Below are 20,922 nucleotides of genomic sequence, written 5' to 3'. Positions count from 1 at the left end.
ATGAATTCCCCGCCCATTAAAGGCGCGCCGGCCCTATCCGCGAACCGCTTCGCCGATCCCTTCGCTGAAAGTCGGATGGGGATGGATCACGGCGTTGACCTGTTCTCTGGTCAGCCCTGCCGAAATTGCCAGAGAAAGCTCTGTCACCAGGTCCGTGGCTCTGGCGCACATTAGCTGGGCGCCCACGATCACATCGTCTTCCTCCCGGAATACGACCTTCACAAAGCCCCGCTCCTGCTCCTCGATGATGGACTTGCCATTGGCCAGCATGGAGTACTTCCCGGTCTTCACCGCCACGCCGCGCGCTTTCGCTTCGTCGGCCGTCAGGCCCACGGATGCGATCTCCGGCTTCGTGTAGATGCAGGAAGGCACTACTTTGAGGTCCTTGCTCGGCTTCACCCCCGCCATATATTCGACGGCGGTGGTCCCCTCCGCCGCAGCCACGTGGGCCAGCTGGATACCGCCGATCACGTCGCCGATGGCATAGATGCCGGGGATCCCGGTCTCATAGTGATCATCCACGACAACGAAGCCGCGATCCAGCCTGATGCCGGCTGAGGACGCGCCGTCCCCGTCCGCTGCCTTCTCTGCTGACTCCATGGAGATGCCTGCGCCGGATGCGGAGGGCTTCCCGTCCGCTGACGCAGCTGACGCTGACAAAGCTGACGCGGCAGAAACCTCTTCCGCAAGACCCTCCGCAAACAGCCCCGTGGTGTTGGGAGCTCTTCCGATAGAGATCAGCACGCAGTCTCCGGAGGCCTTCTGTTCTACATCTTTTTCCACGTACCTGCAGTGCATGTCGTTTTCGCTGATCCCCTCTACGATTCCGGTGACCTTGGCTCCGGTGTGGATCTCCACGCCCTTCTTTTTCAGGCTCATGGCCAGACTCTGGGAAATTTCTCTGTCCATCAGCGGCAGAATACGGCTCTCTGCCTCCAGTATCACCACCTGACTGCCCAGCGCGTTGTACACCGTGGCGAACTCACAGCCGATCACGCCGCCTCCAATGATGATCAGACGATCAAACAGCGTTTCCCTCTCGGCCAGAAGCTCGTCGCTGGTGTAGACGCTGGCGCCGCCTGCGCCGGGAATAGGCGGCTTTCTCGGCGCCGCTCCCGTAGCGATGAGAATGTTTTTCGTGCTCAGCTCACACGGAGTTTCGCCGGCCGCCGCGTTTCCGGCCGCCGCCGTCACATCTCCCGCTGCAGCTACGCTGACTCTGCCCGGGCCTTCCACACGGCCGCGGCCCTGAAAGACATCCACCTTCGCCTTCTTAAGCAGCATGGCGATGCCGTCCCGAAGCTTGTCCAGAACCTCGTCCTTTCGCCCATGCATTTTCTTCACATCAAAATAGATATGATCGGCTGACAAGCCAAACATGCCCATTTTCTTCGTCTGGTCGTACAGCTCCGCCGCGTGAAGCAGCGTCTTGGTGGGAATGCACCCGCGGTTCAGGCAGGTCCCTCCCAGCTGTCTCTCCTCCACCAGCGCCGTCTTCAAACCCAGTTTCGCCGCATGAAGCGCCGCCTCATAACCGCCCGGGCCGCCGCCGATGACGATCAGGTCATATGTTGTATCACTCATTGTCGCTCCCCCAATCTCGAATATTTCTGCTGAAATAAATGATATCATTTCAAACGCCTGTTTTCCGGCGCCGTGGATCCATTCCGAATCTCTTTCACAGTTTTATAGTATATCTCAAACCGACACGGATCGCAAACAGTTATTGACAGACAGCAGCAGCCTGCGATGCTTTAGCTTCCATCTTAACAAAATAAATTGTATAACATCGCCATTGCCGCCCATTGGAGAATTGCAACGCAGGCAAGTCGGAAGCCCGGCCTGCCTCAGCCAGAGCCCCCGTCATCATGTGAAATCATACTATTTTTTCTGTTTTCACCTAAAAACAATAAAAAAAATAGGTGAGAGATCATTAAAAAATGATTTCTCACCTATTTTGTCTTAGAAACAGTGCGTTTTATATGGGATTCTCACTATTTTTAGGTGAAAACCGTTTTTTTTTTCGGCTGTTTCACCTACACCGCAGTTTTCGCATGCGGGTCCCATCCAGAGGTTTATGTACAGCGGCCTGAAACCGGCGTTTACGGCAGCCAGCCAACGGACAGAATCCAACGGGGGTCAGAATCCAACGGCGGACAGCCGACACTGGACAGACGGCGTTGGGCAGTCGAGACTCCGGCTGTTCCCGCGCCCCGTCAGTCCCGCTATACCGCCGCACGACTCCAGTCCCTGCGGCATATGACGGCTCGCTGACAACGATATTCCCATTGGGCCGCGCGCCGCGCGTTGCTGACGCTAAAACTCGTATTTCAGCCGCGGATTTCTGGCGGCGCCCACTTCGTCCAGCCTCCGCACAGGTGTATGCAGGGGCATCTCGTGCATACTCTCCGGATCGGCTGCAGCCTGTTCGTACACCTTGCGGAATATGGCGATGGCCTCGTCCAGAGAATCCTTGGATTCTGTTTCCGTGGGTTCCACCATCAGCGCCTCGTGGACGATCAGCGGGAAATACATGGTGGGCGGATGGATCCCGTTGTCCAGCAGCCCCTTGGCAACGTCCAGCGCGGACACGCCTTTTTCCTTATGCAGCTTTTCCAGCGTGATGACGAACTCGTGCATCACGCCCTTCTCCCGAGCCATGGGATAGAGGTCGGAAAGCCGGCTCGCCATGTAGTTGGCGTTGAGCACGGCGTTCTGCGCCGCCTCCCGGATCCCTTCCGCACCCAGAGTCATCATGTAAGTCAGTGCCTTCACCACTACCAGGAAGTTTCCATAGAAGCTCCGCACCTTGCCGATGCTCTTGGGCATGTCCAAAAACGCCAGCTCGCCGTCCGTGCTTTCCGCAACGCTGGGCCTGGGCAGGAAAGGAGCAAGAAATTCCTTGCAGCCCACGGGGCCGGAGCCCGGTCCGCCGCCGCCGTGCGGGGTGGAAAAGGTCTTGTGCAGGTTCAGATGGACCACGTCAAATCCCATGTCCCCGGGTCTGGCCACGCCCATGACAGCGTTCAGATTAGCGCCGTCATAGTATACCAGGCCGCCGGCCTCGTGAACGATCCGCGTGATATCCAGTATATTTTCATCGAAGATCCCCACCGTGTTGGGGTTTGTCAGCATCAGTCCCGCCGTATCCTCCCCGCAGGCCGCCCTCAGCGCTTCCAGATCTACGCAGCCGTTATCCAGCGAGGGAATGTTGACAACGGTAAAGCCTGCCATCACAGCGCTGGCCGGGTTGGTACCGTGAGCCGAATCCGGGACGATGATCTTCTTCCGCTGCTCCAGCTCGCCTCTGTCCTTATGGTAAGCGCGTATCAGCAGCAGCCCCGCATACTCGCCGTGAGCGCCCGCCGAAGGCTGGAACGTAAAGCGGTCCATACCTGTGATCTCGGCCAGATACTGCTCCGCCAGATACAGCACGTCCAGCGCGCCCTGAACGGTGTGCACCGGCTGCAGGGGATGCAGCTTCGTAAATCCCGGCAGCGCAGCCGCTTCCTCGTTGATCCGGGGATTGTATTTCATCGTGCAGGAACCCAGAGGGTAAAATCCGTCGTTTACGCCGTGGGTCCGCTTTGCCAGTTCCGTATAATGTCTGCTGATGTCCACTTCCGCCATCTCCGGAAGTCTCGGCGCGGATACCCGTGCAAACTCTTCGGGGATGACGGTCTCCGGCACATCCAGCGGCGGAAGGTTCTGTCCGCCCCGTCCCGCTCTGCTCTTTTCAAAAACCAGTTCCATCAGGCGCGCACCTCCTCTTCCGCTTTCCTTACTTCTGACGCCGGCTCCGAGTCCGCCTCTGCGTTCGGGTCCCCGCTGGCCCCTGACGCCGTCTCTGTCTTCACAGCCTCCGTCACCGCCGCCGCCAGTCTGTCGATATCAGCCCGCGTGCTGACCTCCGTCACGCACCAGAGGATCTCATCCTCCGAGAGCGGAAGTCCGCCCAGGATCCCTTTCTCCTCCAGAGCCGCCATCAGTCTGGAGGCGGGAATAGGAGCGGTGGTCACAAACTCATGGAAATATTCTCCTTTATATTTCAGCATGCAGCCGGCTTTTTCCAGCGCCGCCGCCGCATAGTGCGCTTTGGACATGCACTGTCTCGCCGTCTCTGCCAGTCCTTCCGGTCCCATTACCGTCAGGTACACCGCCGCCGTCATGGCGCAGAGCGCCTGATTGGAGCAGATATTGCTGGACGCCTTCTCCCGCCGGATATGCTGCTCTCTGGCCTGGAGCGTCAGGACAAAAGCCCTTCTGCCGTCCACGTCCTCTGTCTGGCCCACGATACGGCCCGGCAGCTTCCGCATCATCTGCTTGGTGGCCGCCATAAAGCCCAGATACGGTCCGCCGAAGGACAACGGCATGCCCAGAGGCTGCCCCTCGCCCACGGCGATGTCCGCGCCGTACTCTGCGGGCGGCTTCAAAATACCCAGAGAAATGGGATTCACGCTGACGATATACTTCGCTCCGCCTTCGTGGGCCGCCGCGCCGAGCGCCGCCGCGTCCTCCAGCCGGCCGTAAAAGTTCGGCTGGGAGACGAGCACGCACGCCGTCGTCTCAGACATCATCGCTTTCATTTTCTCCAGATCGGTGACGCCGTCTTTCTCCGGGATCAGCTCCACCTTCATGCCGTTGGCCTCGCAGTAGGTTCCGATCACCTCCAGCGTATCGGGATGCATCAGCTCCGATACCAGCGCGGTATCCCGCTTCCTCTCTCTGCACATGGCCACGGCCTCCGCCGCGGCCGTGGCCCCGTCGTATACAGAGGCGTTGGACACATCCATGCCCGTCAGCTCGCAGATCATGGTCTGATACTCAAAGATAGACTGCAGCACTCCCTGGCTGATCTCAGCCTGGTACGGGGTGTATGACGTGAGAAATTCCTCTTTTGACGTTATGTAACGGACCTGGGCGGGCACGTAATGGTTATAGGCTCCGGCGCCCCGAAATATCTGAGAAAAAACTCTGTTTTTTGCCGCCATCTCTTCCATCCGCCTGCCGGCTTCCAACAGGGACATTCCAGCCGGAATATCCAACGGCTCCGTCAGCAGCACCTCCGGCGAGATGTGCGCGAACAGATCCTCTGCCTTTTCCACGCCCACGGCGGAAAGCATGGCCTGTCTTTCTTCTTTTGTGGACGGAACGTAACTCGCCATCAGCTACGCCTCCTCGTTGGCAAAGGTCTCGTACTCCTCTGCGCTCAGGAAATCCTCGTGTTCTTTTACATCCTTTACCCGGATGATCCACGCGTCGAAGGCCGATTCATTGATGAGGGCCGGATTGTCCGCCAGTTCCTCGTTGACCTGGCAGATCACACCCGTTACAGGGCTGTAAACATCGGAGACCGCTTTCACGGACTCCACGTCGCAGAAGGGAGTCTCCATGACCACCTCGTCGTCTACCTCCGGCAGGTTGATGAACACGATGTCGCCCAGAGCGTCCTGCGCAAAGTCGGTGATCCCGATCTCCACCACGCCGTCGCCCAGCTCTTTTACCCATTCATGAGTCTTCGCATACTTCACATTGTCTCTCAGTTCCATTTTTTTCTCCTCTCTTCATTACCGCCGCGCCTGGCCGGAAAATCCTGCTCCCGCGTCTGCGCCGCCGTATGGTTCACGATTCCGGTCAAAATTTATGCTCTCTTATAAAACGGCAGGCTCACCACCTCCGCCTCGATCCTTCTTCCCCTCACGTCCACGGAGACCGAAGTCCCCACTGACGCTGAGGAGGTCTCAAGAAGCGCCATGGCCACAGCGTGATTCAAATGCGGACAAAAGGTCCCCGACGTGGTCTCTCCCACCTTTCGGTCTTCTATGTAAACATCGCAGTGTTCCCGCGCGATGCCGCGTCCGGTGATCCGCAGCCCCACTCTCTTTCTTGCGGCGGGGCCCTTTTCTTCCAGCGCCTTTTTCCCGATAAAATCGTCCTTGTTCATCTTCACAGCAAATCCCAGATCCGCCTCGGCAGGCGTGATCTCATCGCTCATTTCATGTCCGTAAAGGGGCATGGCGGCCTCCAGTCTCAGAGTATCTCTGGCGCCCAGGCCGCAGGGGATCAGCCCCAGATCTTTTCCGGCCTCAAGCAACAGACGGAATAACTCTTCCCCCCGCTCCGCGGCGCAGTAGATCTCATATCCCGCTTCTCCGGTGTAGCCGGTCCTGGAGACCAGACAGGGGATACCGCCCACTTCCATCTCCCGTGTAAAGGTATAATATTTCTCCGGAAGTTCCTCCGCCCTGCACACTCTGGTCATGATCTCCCTGGCCAGAGGTCCCTGCAGCGCGGCCTGAGCCGCCTGCTCCGAAATATTTTCCATTTTCACATCCCCGAACGCGTGCGCCGTCATCCATGCAAAATCCTTATCTGTGTTGGATGCGTTGACGATGATGAGATAGCACTCGTCTTTGATCTTGTAGACGATCAGATCATCCACAATGCCGCCCTCTTCATTGCACATGGGGCTGTAGCGGCACCGGCCGTCCTCCATGACGGTAAAATCATTGGTCAGCAGCATGTTCACGTTGGCCAGAGCGTCCCTGCCGGTAATGAGGATCTCGCCCATGTGAGACACATCGAACAGACCGGCCTTTTCCCTCACCGCCTTGTGCTCCGCGATCACTCCCGTCTTGTACTGTACCGGCAGCAGGAAGCCGCCGAAGGGCACGATCTTTCCTCCCAGCTCTACGTGATAATCGTAAATCGGTGTTTTTAATTCCATCTTCTCCTCCATCGCAAGCGCGATATTCCTCATATACCTGCAGTATCTGGCCGCCTCTGAAATCGGAAACGTTCGATCAGGCGTTCCGGTCAACTGAAAGGATCTTTCCTTTTCGACGCCCGGATCACGCCTCGGTCTCTGTCTTATGCGGCACCGGGATCGCCTCTGTCAGCGTGATGATCGCGTCCGCGTAGATCTTTGCAGCCGTCACCATAGAATCGATGGAAAGGCTCTCGTTCTTCTGATGCATGGTGTCCAGCTCGCCGGGAAACAGCATGCCGAAGGCCACGGCGCTGGGCACCGCCCGCGCGTAGGAGCCGCCGCCGATCACGAAAGGTTCGCTCTCCGTGTCCCCGGTGTATTTCCGGTAAGCCTCCATCAGCGCCTGGATCATGGGGTGATCCTTCTCAAAGTAGATAGGCGGTCTGTGCTCTTCCTTCACAATCCCCATATCGTATTGATTGATGTAAGGCATCATGCCTCCGTAGACCTGCTCGTCATCCATGGTGATGGGATAACGGATATTCACGGTGAGCCGCGCGGCCTCCTCGTCCATCTCCGCCATGCCGACATTAAAGATCAGCTTCCCCGAGTGCTCGTCTGAAAAGCCGCAGCCGATGGACTCCCCGTTCAGTTCAAAGCCGATGCAGCTGTTATAAAAATCAATAAAGTCGCAGACGTCTTCATTGGCAAAACCGATCCTTCCCGCAAACTGCATGAGGATGGAAATGGCGTTCTGCCCTTTCCAGGGAGTGGCTCCGTGAGCGGAAACGCCCTCGGCTGAGATCTCAAGGCTCTTGCCCCTGCCCTTGGCCGTCAGCTGAAAGCCCGTCTCTTTTTTGAATTCAGCCAGCTTTTCTTTCAGCTCGTCATAAGAATCTCCCCGCACAAGCATCTTTGCGCCGTCCGGAACCATGTTGGGAGCGCTGCCTCCGGTGAGAGACCGAAGCACCAGCCCTTTCGCCGACGCGGAGGTCTTGCTCATTTTTTTTGCGATCTCGAAGACCAGGATCCCCATCTCCCCGTGAATCGCCGGGAACTCGCCGTCAGGCGTAAAGCTGAAATCGGGGGCTTCGACTTTTTTCAGGTAATAATCCATACCCTTCCAGCCGGTCTCCTCGTCCAGTCCCAGGATCAGCCGCACCTTTTTCTGAGGCATCAGGCCCACGTCCTGAATGGCTTTCATGGCGTATAATGCGGCGACCACAGGTCCTTTGTCGTCGCTGACGCCGCGGCCGTAGATGCGGCCGTCCACGATCTCGCCGCCCAGAGGATCATGGTCCCAGTCGCTGCCCAGCGGCACAACGTCCAGATGGCCCAGTATGCCCATGGTCTGCGCGCTGATCCCGGCCGGCTGCCCGTTCTCGTCGTAAAGTGTTCCGCCAAAGTCCAGATGGCCGCCGTAGTTATCTGCGTTAAACGACGCGAATCCGGCTTCTTCACCCTTTTTCAGCACACATTCAAACGCCCGCTGCACGCCTTCTCCGAATGGCATATCCCCCTTCGGTTCCGCCTGCACGCTGTTGATCGCCACCAATTCCTGCAGCGTCCGGACCATTTCTTCCCGGTAAGCGTCCAGCCTCTCATCGGTCTCTTTTCGATAATCTTTTTCTACCATACAATCTTTTTCTACCATACTAATATCAACCAGCACTTTCTTCACAATATTGCCGTCTGCAGCGCCCCTGGGTACTCCCGCCGCAGACGCCGCTCCGGTTTTGCCTCCCGCGCTGCCGCAGCCCCTGAAAAATACTTTGCCGCAGCCCACAGAAAGCCACATAAACACAAACCTGTCGTTGTTTACTTATTATATATGATTTCATTTTATATATCCATATATTCCTTTGGAGAATTTGAGAAATACCCCCTGTCATTTCGATCAAAACAGCAAAATCCCGAACATTCATTTCCGATGTTCGGGATTTCATCCGTATATATCTGGTTTTTACTTTCTTTTTGTGTGATTTCCGTCCGCAATATTCGGATCTGTTCCCTCGGAAGCGCAGGAGGAGCGTCTCAGCAATGTGACAGACCGCGCTTTCCGCCCGAACCCTCAGTCCTCAGTCCTCATCTTCATCCCCGTCTTCATCCTCGTCGCTCTCCCATTTGAGGATCCGGCCCGTGATGGCGTCGATCTCGAATTCATGTTCCGCAGACCCTTCCTGAAGTTCGATCTCGTAGACCGCCTCGCCGTCGTCCACGTCCAGCTTAAACTCCGTGACGGAAGCCCCCGGAACTTTGGCCAGGGCGATGCCCTTCGCCTCCTCTTCTCCGATATAGGCGGCGCCGGCGCTGCCTGAAGGCACGCGGAGGATCGTATCATCCGCATCCCCGCCGCCGTCTTCTCTGTCCTCCTCATCCCGGTCGTCGTCCCGGTCGTCGTCGCTCCGGCCGCCGTTCTCTCTGCCGCCTTCCCCCCGGCGGTCATCCTCCCCGTCGCGGTGAAAGCTCAGCACCTCTCCCGTCCGCGCATCGATCTCATACTCGTACTCCACTTTCCCGCGGCTGAATTCCACCTCGTACTCCGGTCTGCCCTCCTCCCAGTCGAATTCGCTTTTCAGCCCGCCGACCTCCGATTCGGAAAGACCGGCGTGGGCCAACGCGATCTGACACGCCCGCGCCGTTCCGATATAAGCCTTATCGCTGGCCGCTCCCTGGGTCTTAATGTGATCGAGACCGGTATTGCGGGACGACGCCATCAGATTGAGATCGTTGATGGTACAGCCGGCCAGCTCATCAAAGGTCCAGAGACTGTTCTGACTGATCATCTCCCGTATCAGGGACGCCTTCCCCTCCGATATGCCGTAATCGGCGGCCAGCCGCGTCAGTTCCGGGTCTGCGGTCAGCTTCTGGCTCAGGATCGCACCGTCGATGGCGTTGGAGGACAAAATACGGTTGATCTCCGTCACCAGTCTCTGCTGAAGTTCCGCTCCCCTGACGTCGTCCTCGCTGCCCACGGTGACGAGAATGGAGTTGGCCAGCTCGTCGATGTATCCGTTTTTCAGCATGGAACCGATCAGCGCGTTTACCGCCACGTCAAGATCCGTATCCCGCAGATCCATGCCGTCCAGAATATCTTTTCCGTCCTCATTTCGCGCCTCCGCCGCCAGCACCTTTTCATTTTTATTGATCCGCAGCTCCACGCTGGGATTCACGTCGATTCCGATGACCGAATCCACCGCGTGGGCCGCATTCCAGTTCATTCCCCAGACGGAACCCATGATCAGGATCAGCACCGCCGCCACGCTGCCCGCCGGCATCCACCTTTTTCTCCGCCGGCCCCCGGGCCGCACATCCAGCTGTTTCCTCTCCGCCGCGTTTTCCGGCCCGGCGTCTATCTTCCCGCACTCAGAGAGGATGCCGTCCAGCACGTCGGGTACGGCGTGTTCCACCGCCGTCTTCAGCCTGTTTTCCATATCCTCGTTTCTCATGTTACTCTCCCTCCGTCAGCTTCACTCTGAGTTTCTTCATGGCCCTGTTATATTTTGAAAGAACCGTTGACAGCGGAAGCGAAAGCAGAGAGGCGATCTCCCTGTGCCGAAACCCCGCTGCGGCGTGGAGCATGACGATCTGCAGTTCTTCCCCGGAAAGCGTGCCCAGAACCGTCTGCAGTACCAGCCGGTCTTCGTGGGAGAGTCCCGGGTTTTCCGCCAGGCAGTTTTCCCAGTCCTCCTGAGGGATGTCGGCCGTCTTCTTTCTGTCCCGCAGCTTCATCATAGCCTGATTTCTGGCGATGGTCAGTATCCATGCCATGGGTTTCCCCTTCGCCAGATAGGTATCCGCAGCCGTGTAGATCTGAATATACGTATCCTGCAACACATCCTCCGCGTCCTGTGTATTTTTCAGGATCGACAGGACAAAACCGTACACGGCGGATTTCGTCCGCTGGTACAACATGCCCAAGGCCTCCTGATCGCGGCGGGCGATCCGCTCCATCTGTTCTTCAATGATCCTGATGCTGTCCTCGCCGGAACACGCGGCTGCGGAAGCCAAACAAATTGCAAACATGAATTTTCTCCTGTCATCAGAATAATGCGCGGGATCTGGATTTTATTGCACTGTCCTGCAATTTTTCATCCTGCCTCTCCATATTACTTTGACGCCGCCCTCTTAAACACTCTTTTTCGCAGATGAGGCAGCTGTTTCCATACTGGACAGCGGTTTTGCTTCAGACAGATCTTTATCAGGTGTTGGTCATCCTGCAGCGCCGCGATGTAAAAAAAGCCAGTATGGCAAGGCTGATCCACATTTACCATACTGGCCATACCGGCTCTTTACATGACGGACATTGATTTCTGTACTCGCAGACAGCGCCGCCTCAGCCAGACCAGTCCAGGGCCGCAGGCTTTCCTGCCATGCCCACGCGAAGATGTGCGGCAGCTACTGCGCCACGTATTCCTCGCCCAGCAGCTTTTTCACATCGGACAGCGCGTCCTGGGCCCGGCTCAGATGCCCGGAGGTCTTCAGCGCCGCATTGTCGGCCATGGCGCTGTCCAGCGGCACGATGGCATAATTCACCTTCCCGCCCGAATTGTACTTGTCTACCCAGGTAGGCATAGCGTCCATGGAAATATCCGTGATCTTTCCGGCGGTCTTATCGTAGGTGATGTGCACGTTGGCGATCATGCCCTGTTCCGTATATTTTTTGTTCATGGTATCGCCCAGCGTCTCCGTCCGCTGGTTGGAGATGAAGTTTCCCATAGAGTAAAACACCGGAACTCTGCGGACCGCAGGATCCTGCGTCTGGCCGCCGGAGTCTGCCCCGTTATCGTCCTCGTCCCCGCCGGCAGACGCATCTGCCGGCACGTCGGCCGGAATTTCCAGCATCTCCACGCCCTGAAGCACGTGGGGGTGGGAGGCAAAGATCAGGTCCGCGCCCATCTCCGCAGCCCTTCTTGCGATGGTCTGCTGCCAGTCGTTAGGCGTGCGCTGGTATTCCTCGCCCCAGTGGAAATAAACCGTCACGATCTGCGCTCCCGCCTCCCTGGCGGCGCTGATGGTCGCCTGAACGTCAGCCAGATCATTGTCCAGCGAATTGTAGCTGAAACTGTTGATCGCCGATTTGGCCTCGTCCGACAGCGGATTTCCGTTTATGGTCCTCCGGCCGTTGACGCCGGGCGTCTCATACGTATAAGCTACCACGGCCACCTGAACGCCGTTCACTTCCTGCATCACGTACTTCTGCGTCTCTCCGGTCAGCCGGGACCCCGTCACGGGAAGACCGGCGGCTCTCAGGACCTCTACCGTCCTCTGCATACCGGAGAACCCCTTGTCCATCATGTGATTGTTTGCAGTGATGGCCACATCAAAACCTGCGTTTTTCAGCGCGTCCGCCAGGGTCTCCGGCGCGTTGAAGGAGGGGTAGCCTGTGTAGGCTCCGCCTGCAAAGGTGGTCTCTACATTGCACAGCGCCAGATCGGCCCCCTCTATGTACTTTTTCACATACTGAAAATTATCGTCAAAATTATAGCTTTTTGTCGCAGAATCGTACTGGGCCGTCAATTGAGATTGATGGGCCATCACGTCCCCCACGCAGGAAATAGTCAGCTCAACAGGCTCTGCCTTCGGCTCCGCGCTGCCGAAAATACCGCCTCCGCCACTGCCGTCTCCTTCGCCGTCGTCTCCTCCTCCAAGCAGCCGGGACAGGCCGAAGCCCGCCGCGACCACCAGCACTCCCGCGCAGATCAGCGCCGTGATCCTCCGCCTGATGATCTTCTGTTTTCTGATCTTTCGAGCCGCTTCTCTTCTGGCGCGCTCTCCGCCATCTGTTCCATACTGCTCTGTCATCCCATTACCCCTTGCCACTCCAGGCTGTCTTTATCCTCTGTTTCCCATCGGCATTCTGTGCGCTTACGGTCTCCCGCCGCTTCCGGGCGGTCCGCTGACAGTCTGCCGTACTGCTATTCTGCCCACGGCTTCCGCCGTCTGCACGATACTTCCGTCTCACGGGACGGCTCTGACGTTTTTCCGCTTCGGCCGCTCCGTTCGCTTCGACCGCTCCGGCCCGGCTCAAACGGCAGCCCGGCGGCGGTTGATGCACAAAGACCGGGGCCCAACAGCCCCGGTCTCGTTTTCGCCCGCACTGCGGCGCCTGTACTCAGAGATTTTCGCCGGACTACTGTACCGCTTCTACGCGGTCGATCTCCGGATACTGCTCCTTCAGCAGCTGTTCGATGCCGTGCTTGATGGTCATCTGCGCGTGGGGACAGCCGGCGCAGTGTCCCTGCAGCCGCACCAGGACCACTTTGTCCTCGGTATAGTCCACAAACTCCACATCGCCGCCGTCTCTCTGAAGAAACGGTCTGATGTTTTCCAGCGCCGCTTTAATATTCTCTTTCATTGTGATCCCTCCATATAAGCGTGCCGGACGCGCTGTCCGGCCGGCTTTTATTGATTTATCCGATTCTTTATCCGACAGGGGTATTGTACCATCTGACCACTTCGCTGTAAACAACAATTTACTGTCCCCATACGGGCTCCGCAGTGTAAGCGTGGGTAAACGCTCCGCCGCTCACCGTATTGATGGCCACCGGCTTGATGGGGTCGCCGTCGCTGTTCAGAGTGATCAGCCCCGTCGCTCCCGGCAGTTCTTTGATCTTGGTCATCTCCGCCATGATCGCTCCCCCGGACAGCGCGGTCCCCGCCCTGTTGATGGCCTCCCGGGCGACCAGATAAGCGTCGAATCCCAGCGCCACCGCGCTCTCCGGCGTCTTGTCGCTGCCGTATTTCTCCGCGTAGGCGTCAAGGAACTCAGCCGACATATCCGTCAGCTGGGTATCCGCGTCGTAGATCGCAGTAAAAGCCGCGCCCTCCACGGCGCTCCCGCCCTGTTCAAGAAACTCATCGCGGTCCCACTTATCCGTGCCGATAAACGTGAGGCCCATGCCCTCCGCCGCCTTCATCACCGCCAGCGCATCCTTCATCTCACTGGGAAAATACACGATCTTCACGCCGCCGGAGCGGATCTGTTCCAGCTGCTTTGTAAAGTCCTGCGCTCCTTTTTCATACTCCGCCGTCAGAACCACTGCCTGCGGATCTCCCGTGAGCGAAGACAGCTTGTCCGAAAACTGCTGGGCCATGGCCGAAGCGTAGTCGTTGTCCGCTTCCCTCAGCACCACCGCCTGCGTCTGCTTCAGACACTCGTATACATATTTGGCCGCCGCGTTGCCCTGGAAGGAGTCCACGAAGCAGACTCTGGCGTAATAGGGATTGATCTTTGTCACCAGCGGATTTGTGCAGGTAATGCCCACCGCCGGGATAGCGTGCTCCTCGAACACGTCTCCGCCCACCAGACTCAGCGTACTGGTGTAGCTTCCAAGCACCGCCGCCACCCGATCGGCTGCCAGCTCCTTTGCCGCATCCTCCGCCACCGTCACATCGGACCGGTTATCGGCGTAAAACAGCTCCACCGGTTTGCCCAAAGCCTCCGGATAAAGCTCGTGAGCCAGCTCGATCCCCTGGATCTCCAGCGCTCCCGCTTCCTTATCCTCCCCCGACATCGGCTCGAATATGCCGATGCGCACCACTTCTTCCGTCTCCTCGTCGTCCAGTCCCTTTATAAAATCATCAAAGGTCGCGCAGCCTGCCAGAAGCCACGTGCAGAAAAGCGCCGCGGCCAGCAGTCCCGCGCCCCTGCGAAACCGCCCCATACTCTTATTCTTATCTGTCACCGTTTCCTCCCCTTTTTCATCCCTCAGTTTTTCATGTCTTTTTGCATCTTTTACGGATTTTAAATCCGCCCATCTCACGCTCCGCGCACAGAATCCGTAAAATAGCCGACTTACGGCTATTTTACCATATTGGCCCGAAGACTTCCACAAGTATAATCGAGCTTTCCGTCTTCGCGCTTGGCATTTCAGACATAAAAAAGTTTCCTTGGAAAACATATTCGCCCTGCGGACTCACTTTCATAAGGTAAACTTTTTTGAAACATACGGAAATATCAGCGGACATATTTCCTATGTTATAAAAAAGCCGCAGGAAGGCGGGACGCCTGTCCTACGGCAATCTTATGAATCAAAAACGACCTGCATTCTTTCCACCGGCCGGATCTGGGTTCCTTATGTTATCCTCCGCTCCTGAGACTATGAAACGATCAAAATAACATACTTCGTTTTGCGGCTGGTATCCTCCGCTTGAACCGTGATCACGCACTGCTGCACTCCATAGGTTCTGTCGTACTCCACCCGCACGGCGGTCTCCGGGCCGGTCCATTCCGCAATACTCAGACCTGTCAATCCGCTTTCGATCGTCACGCTGCCTTTCGCATCCGCAGGCGCGATCTTTAAGTAATAATCCCCCAGAGGCAGGCTGGCGTCCTGTTGGCCATTGTCGGTGAACGTCAGGGTCTCCCACCGGTCTCCATCCGTACTGTAAGAGATCACTGCGGAACTGTCCGTTCCCGTATCCGGCGTCCTGCCGTCGGCCAGCCGGTAGCAAAACTGTTTTTCATACTCGATCCCGTCTATATTCCTGCAGTGATACAGGACGTGGCCCTTGGCCGGCGCAGGCGTGAGAGCGTCCTCCAGCTTCCCGGAAACAGAGATCCCCCACATGTCCGCCACTGTGCCGGCATAGGAAAGGAAATCAAACGCACCGGATTTATGATTGTCCCAGGTATTGGGCCTCTCGGGATCCTCCAGCAGGGAGACCGCAGCCTCGGTGGTCTTATCCCCATCACTGATGGTAAGTTGATACATATCATAGAATCCGGCGTCCCCGATCAGCATCGTTTTCAGTCCGGAACCCTGCGCCCCAGTGATAAAACCGGCTCCTCCCGCCATAACGTTCATCACTATGGTCTCGCCGTCCGGTTCCATGCGCAGATGCAGTTTGCCGTTGCTCTGTCCGCCGCTCCACCTTCTCAGTTTATCCGTCAGCAGGTCGGCAGCCGCTCTTACCGCATTTTCATCCTGCATAAAAACGACGCTGTAATCTTTGCTGAAGGGAATCCCCTTCGTCTCGCATATAACGGTAACGTTTTGTTCTCTCTGCGCGTTTTTCTTACCCAGTAACCCGGAGAGCAGTCCATCGGCGCTCCCCCATATCTCATCCGCCTTTTCTTCCGTCAGCTGCACCGCCGCAAAGGTTGCGTCGGAGAGCTTCAGAGAAACGATCCCATCCGCGCGGAAGGCGTCCAGCAGATAGACCGAGAGCGCTCTGCTCCCGGCCGCCGGCTTCTCCATTCTCACGGTAACGACGTTTTCCTCCAAAGAGACGGAACAACCGGCAGGAGCAGCCTGCGACAGGCTGCTCCTCACATGTCGGTCTATGGCGGCTACGCCCGCCTGAACGATTACTGGGTCACAGAAAAAGACACTGTATAGTTGTATTCCTTTTCGTCGGCGGCCTTTACAGTCACCGCCACGTTTTTGCCGTCTAACTGGCTGATTTTCGTAGTGCCGTCCAGCGTGTTATTTCCCAACAGATCGCACGCCTTCACGAAGGCCTCCAGCTGCGCGGCATTCAGCGGATCGCCCAAAGCGAGGGTTTCTTCGTTTACCGTCATCGACTCGACGCACTTATTGGCCGTGAGCTGAGTTACAAGGGGCTCTGCGATATCGCTGAATACCTTGCTCACCGTGGTGTCGCCGTTGGTGATCGTAACATTCAGCGTCGTGTCGCTGAGCGACAGGCTGGCATAGTTCGTCATCTTTGCATTGACCGCTGTGGCCATGGCCGCCGCCAGTTTATTCAACGCATCCCGCGTGGAGCCAAAGGACATGGTATAATCCACTGAATAGCTCACATCCGCCGCGGTTTTCGCCGTCAGCTTAAGGGACAAAGTTTTTCCGATGATATCGTCCAGTTTGCTGGCTCCGGGCAGCGCCGCCTGTACGGCAGCGACGATCTGCGCCGATTCTTGGGATGAGCCCAGCTCAATATTCCGGCTGTTGATGGTCAGGGTCTTGATCTCGCCGTGGTTGTAGTCCTTCACCACCGCGAGCACAGGGCTGAGAATATCCGCGGCGACAGCGCCCAGATCCTTCGCCGTATCTTTCACCGATACGTCCACGGTACCGGTGGATTGGTCAAAGGAGATGGCGCCATAGCTTTCGATGGTACTGTTGATGCCCGGGATCGCAGCTGCCACGGCCTTGTTCAGCGCTTCCTTCAGCTTTGCGGTGTCTGTGATAACTTCCGTAAAGGTTTTCTCTCCTGTGATCACCACATACTTTCCGCTGATCGTTACGCTGTCCGCCACAGTCACGGTCACCTGCTCAGAAAAATGCCTCTTGTCGTTGACCACAGCGTCGCCGCTTTCGTTGATGAAACTGCCGCCGTCAAGCTTCACCTTGACAGCTCCCACATATCCGTCTTCGGAGGTGGACTCAGGTTTTCCAACCACCAGCGCGCCGGTCAATACTCCCGACTTTCCGCTCTCCAGCTGCCCCTCTGCGTTTCTCGCTGCGCTGGCAGTCACAGTTCCGCCGCTCACGGTGAGTTCTCCCGCTCGGATGCCGATCCCGATCTCCTTGCCGCTGATGTTTCCGGCCGTGATCCTGGTGATCCCTGCGCTGGGCAGATAGATGGCGGTGTCTTCACTTGTGATGGTCCCGCCGTTGATAGTCAGCGTGTATCCCTCGAAGGTTTTTGTTCCGTTGCCCGACACGGCGATGCCTGTGCTCTTTACGACGGCTGTCCCGGAGATGGTCACGCTGCATTTCCCAAACATGCCGATTCCGTAAACGGAGTCCACGGTTCCGCCTGAGAGGGTCAGCTTGCTGCCGTCTCTGTTGTTGAGCGCCGGCGCGCTGCTGTTTCTCTCGCTCTTCACCGTTCCGCCGGTCATGTTCAAGGTTCCCTCGTTGCGAATGACCCGACTTTCATCCTCTGTAGTTCCGGTCAGCTCATAGCTGCCGCTGTTCACGTTGATGGTCCCGCCGGCCTGAACGCGCAGCAGCGCCATGCTGTTGCTGGATGTCAGTTTTCCGCCGGAAGCGGAATCCGTCAGCGTCAGATTGCCGCCGGAAGCCACGTCGAAGGCCGCGTCTGTCACGGTGCCTTTATAAGCGGTGGTCAGCGTCTTCCCGTTCAGGTTCAAAGTCAGCGCTTTGTTTACAGTGAACTTATCTGTCACTGCGAAGCTGTCGTCCAGCCGGATGGTATCGCCTGCGGCCGCCTGAGAGAGCGCTGTCTTCAGCGCGCCTTCCGATGTAACGGCGTAGGTCTTGGCCTGAGTGCCGCCGCCATGGCCGCCACCTCCGCCGCCACCGCCGCCGGTCGATCCGGATGTTCCGGGTACGGTAGCGCTCCCGCCGGGTTTTACTTCAGTATTGCTGCCCGTTCCCGCTTTTACGCCTTCCGTGTTCTTATCCACCGTCACGCTGGTTCCCGGCACCGTCACGGTGGAATTGTGCGCCCCTTCCTTGGCCTCCACCTTGGCGACGTTTCCTTTTCCGGAAACTTCCGTCTTGGGCGCGGAGGTCACGACGCTGTCCACCTTAGCGGTAGACTCTGTGGTCACCTTGGTGGACTCGGCTGTTTTTTCCGCCACTACCTTGTTGACCGTACCGCTCACTGCGATCTCCGTCTTCGGCGCCGCCGTGTTGAGCGTTGTCACCGTTCCCGCCACCGATACGGAAGCTTTTTCCGCTTCCTCGGCCACGGAAACAGTGGCTACCTTGCTGCCCTTTTCCACAGTCAGTTCCGATCCGGACTGGTTGATCTCCACAGTCTTGATCTCGGCGCTGCGGGTTATTACGGGTACCGCCGCATCCAGCACCAGCTTATCCACAGTTCCTTCTATGATCACATCGTTCTTTCCATCGTTGACCGTGATCACGCTGACGCCGGCATTTCCCTGCACGCTCACACGCACGTTGCCGCCGACCTTGGACACGATCACTTCACCTAGATCGCTGGTTCCTTTGATGATGACGGAATTGACGCCGCCGCCTCTGACGACAGTTCGCCCCGTCACTTTTACGCTGTCCAGCGTTACGTTTCCGGCTCCCACGCCGTCTCCCAGGATCAGGTCGCCGTTGACCGTTACGTTCTTCAGCGTCACGTCCGCTGCGTTGACCATCACGTTGCCTTTAGCGGCGACTTCCGTATAAGTACCCGGCTGACGGATGTACTGCGCCACCATGTTGTTCATGATCGCCGCGAATTCAGCTCTGGTAATGTTGGCAGCCGGATTCAGCTTACCGTTGCTCCCGGACATGTAACCGCTTTCCGCCATGGCTGCGGCAAATCCCTGGGCCCAGGAAGCTACGGCGCCCTTGTCCGTAAAGGCATCGAGGGCGGAAGCTTTTGCCTCGGGAAGGCGGAATACCTTCGCCAGCACCGTCGCTACTTCCTGGCGGGTGATCGCCGCCTCCGGCCGCAGTTCAGACGACGCCGCAAAGCTGCCCATCTGTACGGCTTTCGCCATCTGGTCATAATACCAGGCAGACTGCGCCACGTCCTTTACGCCAGTTAAGCTCGCCTTTTCCGAAGCCCCAAAAGCATTGTTGATGATCGTTCCCATCTCCGCTCTGGTCAGCGTGCCGTCAGGCTTGATCAGTTTTTGACCGTTTTCATCATAACCGCTGATCAGGCCGTTTGCCACTGCGTTCTGCAGCGCTTCGGTCGACCAGTCGGACGGCATGTCCGCGAATTGTCCCGTATCGGTCTTTGCATCGGCACCTTCTGTGTCCGCAAAGACTGCTCCGGGGAACATCGCAAAGATCATTGCCGCGCTCAGCAAAATAGCCCACACCTTAGATCTTTTCATAAAAACCTCCCCACAACAAGTTGTAACACACCCGTCTCCGCTTTCATTCTGCCCACACAGAACACAGACGGGATGTATAAAGTATTAAAAAGTCTCCTTCATGAAATAGACGGGCTTTGCTCTATGCTGTTAAATTGTTTTCAAGTCTTTCCTGGCTTCGCACGCATCTCATGAAGGAAACCTTTTTAAAACACAGAAAATATCAGTGACTGGTATTTTCTATGCTATAAAAAAACGCACAAACATGACCGGCTCTCAGCTGCCGGGCTGTTCACGCGTTTCTTTAACAAAAAGGTTATCGGGTCAGGTGGAGTTGTTATTTTCTGAACATAAAAACTACGGCGCAGAACGCTCTGCGCTTCAAAGACGGCTCTTTCCGGTTCAGATCGAACGCCAGTCGTGCACTCTTCGTCATTCCGACTCAAAAGCCAGCGGTCCCGCAATCCCACATTGCTATCCCGCAAGTTCCCACAACAATCGACAGACATGATCCTGTCCCCCACACACCCATTATCTTACAGTCAAAAAACATCCCACAATGTCTTTCCGGCCGTCCGTACAAATCGTGTAATCTATTATGTATTCTTTTATGTAATTTATATTGTAATCGTTTATCCACTGAAATTCAACTCTTTTACAGTTATTTTACAAAATAGATCGTCTGCAGTGGGATCAGACCGCCCCCCTTGAGATCGCAGGACTGCCCGGCTGCAGAACAGCCCGGCCACTTAACTGTCCAGTAGGGCATGGCCGGACCGGGGATTTGCTGACCTTGAGCTTGACAAGCTGCGGAATTGGCGGCTGGCGGGCTAGCGGGCTGTGGAATAAGCGGCCATGGGGTTGGCGCGGGGTGGATATTGGCCGGCCGCGGGGCTTCTGGGCTGGCGGGGGGTATAAGAGACAGCTTCCGGGCCGCGGCGAGATGGATCGGCGGGCTGGCGGGCTTCCGGGCCGCGGCGAGATGGATCGGCGGGCTGAGAAATAGACGGCCGCGCCCCTGTCCAACTGCGGAATAGGCGAAAACAGCAAAAAAAATTGAAAATCCCCGAAAAACACGCAAAAATCAGTGAGAATCGCTTAATACTTGCCGCCAAATATGCGAGAATCAATTTTTCAGTGGGTTTTCACCTATTTATCAGCTCTATTTCGGCGAAATCGAGAAAAAAATCTACATTTCGCCTACTTATCCTCAGACCCAATCGCCGAGCGGAAGCTAACTCCGCCTCCCCGGGCGCCGATCGCTTCCCGCACCAGCTCCCCCTTCCCTGTGAGCAGCTCACCTCACGGCACTATCTCTTTCCCCCTGCGCGTCTCTCACATCCCACCATTCCCTCACCATCCCCTGCGCGCCGGCCTGTGTCTCCAACTCTTTCCCTGCGCGCTGAGCCACGCTCCCGGCATCCCCCTGCCCCCTCTCGTCTCCCGGCACCCTCCCGGCATCCTGCGCCACTCTTCGCCTCTGCAAACCTTCCTCAGC

Annotated in this window: 13 protein-coding genes; all 13 read right to left on the bottom strand. The window is 57.2% G+C overall.

All coding sequences use genetic code 11. The annotated features are described in order from the left end of the window. Window positions 1-33 precede the first annotated feature (33 nt). The 13 genes from E0E37_RS05190 to E0E37_RS05130 all read right to left on the bottom strand — a co-directional run bounded on the left by E0E37_RS05190 (window position 34) and on the right by E0E37_RS05130 (window position 19,445). Window positions 34-1,584 carry a dihydrolipoyl dehydrogenase family protein gene (locus E0E37_RS05190; protein WP_130861933.1) on the bottom strand — a complete coding sequence of 517 codons (1,551 nt, stop codon included), beginning with the start codon at window positions 1,582-1,584 and terminating at the stop codon, window positions 34-36. A gap of 732 nt (window positions 1,585-2,316) precedes the next feature. Next, on the bottom strand, window positions 2,317-3,753 hold the full coding sequence (gene gcvPB / locus E0E37_RS05185) for an aminomethyl-transferring glycine dehydrogenase subunit GcvPB (RefSeq protein ID WP_130861932.1): 1,437 nt from the start codon (window positions 3,751-3,753) through the stop codon (window positions 2,317-2,319). Continuing rightward, window positions 3,753-5,165, bottom strand: coding sequence for an aminomethyl-transferring glycine dehydrogenase subunit GcvPA (gcvPA, locus tag E0E37_RS05180; RefSeq protein ID WP_130861931.1), 1,413 nt, complete (start codon window positions 5,163-5,165; stop codon window positions 3,753-3,755). Before gcvPA ends, gcvPB begins: the two co-directional genes overlap by 1 nt. A 3-nt stretch (window positions 5,166-5,168) precedes the next feature. After that, on the bottom strand, window positions 5,169-5,549 hold the full coding sequence (gcvH, locus tag E0E37_RS05175; RefSeq protein ID WP_130861930.1) for a glycine cleavage system protein GcvH: 381 nt from the start codon (window positions 5,547-5,549) through the stop codon (window positions 5,169-5,171). Between the two features lie 92 nt (window positions 5,550-5,641). Continuing rightward, window positions 5,642-6,727: a glycine cleavage system aminomethyltransferase GcvT gene (gene gcvT, locus E0E37_RS05170; RefSeq protein WP_130861929.1), complete on the bottom strand. Its 1,086-nt coding sequence runs from the start codon at window positions 6,725-6,727 to the stop codon at window positions 5,642-5,644. Window positions 6,728-6,851: 124 nt separating this feature from the next. Continuing rightward, window positions 6,852-8,507, bottom strand: coding sequence for a dipeptidase PepV (gene pepV / locus E0E37_RS05165; RefSeq protein ID WP_130861928.1), 1,656 nt, complete (start codon window positions 8,505-8,507; stop codon window positions 6,852-6,854). 280 nt (window positions 8,508-8,787) lie between these two features. Beyond that, window positions 8,788-10,158, bottom strand: a complete 1,371-nt coding sequence (locus E0E37_RS05160) for a PepSY domain-containing protein (RefSeq protein ID WP_130861927.1) — start codon at window positions 10,156-10,158, stop codon at window positions 8,788-8,790. A 1-nt stretch (window position 10,159) separates the two neighbouring features. Continuing rightward, window positions 10,160-10,735, bottom strand: a complete 576-nt coding sequence (locus E0E37_RS05155; protein ID WP_130861926.1) for an RNA polymerase sigma factor — start codon at window positions 10,733-10,735, stop codon at window positions 10,160-10,162. 372 nt (window positions 10,736-11,107) lie between these two features. Further along, window positions 11,108-12,514, bottom strand: coding sequence for a CapA family protein (locus tag E0E37_RS05150; protein ID WP_130861925.1), 1,407 nt, complete (start codon window positions 12,512-12,514; stop codon window positions 11,108-11,110). A 328-nt stretch (window positions 12,515-12,842) separates the two neighbouring features. After that, window positions 12,843-13,067 (bottom strand): NifU family protein, encoded by a 225-nt coding sequence (locus E0E37_RS05145; RefSeq protein ID WP_130861924.1) that lies wholly within the window; start codon window positions 13,065-13,067, stop codon window positions 12,843-12,845. Window positions 13,068-13,185: 118 nt separating this feature from the next. Beyond that, window positions 13,186-14,397, bottom strand: coding sequence for an ABC transporter substrate-binding protein (locus E0E37_RS05140; protein WP_165445217.1), 1,212 nt, complete (start codon window positions 14,395-14,397; stop codon window positions 13,186-13,188). A 414-nt stretch (window positions 14,398-14,811) separates the two neighbouring features. Continuing rightward, the gene (locus E0E37_RS05135) at window positions 14,812-15,918 is read right to left on the bottom strand and encodes a hypothetical protein (protein ID WP_130861922.1); all 1,107 of its coding nucleotides are present in this window, start codon (window positions 15,916-15,918) and stop codon (window positions 14,812-14,814) included. 104 nt (window positions 15,919-16,022) lie between these two features. Beyond that, window positions 16,023-19,445 (bottom strand): S-layer homology domain-containing protein, encoded by a 3,423-nt coding sequence (locus E0E37_RS05130; RefSeq protein WP_130861921.1) that lies wholly within the window; start codon window positions 19,443-19,445, stop codon window positions 16,023-16,025. Window positions 19,446-20,922: the final 1,477 nt, after the last annotated feature.

Source organism: Bacilliculturomica massiliensis (assembly GCF_900605495.1).
Taxonomy (GTDB): Bacteria; Bacillota; Clostridia; order Peptostreptococcales; family Anaerovoracaceae; genus Bacilliculturomica; species Bacilliculturomica massiliensis.
This window is presented reverse-complemented; position numbering and strand designations above follow the sequence as displayed.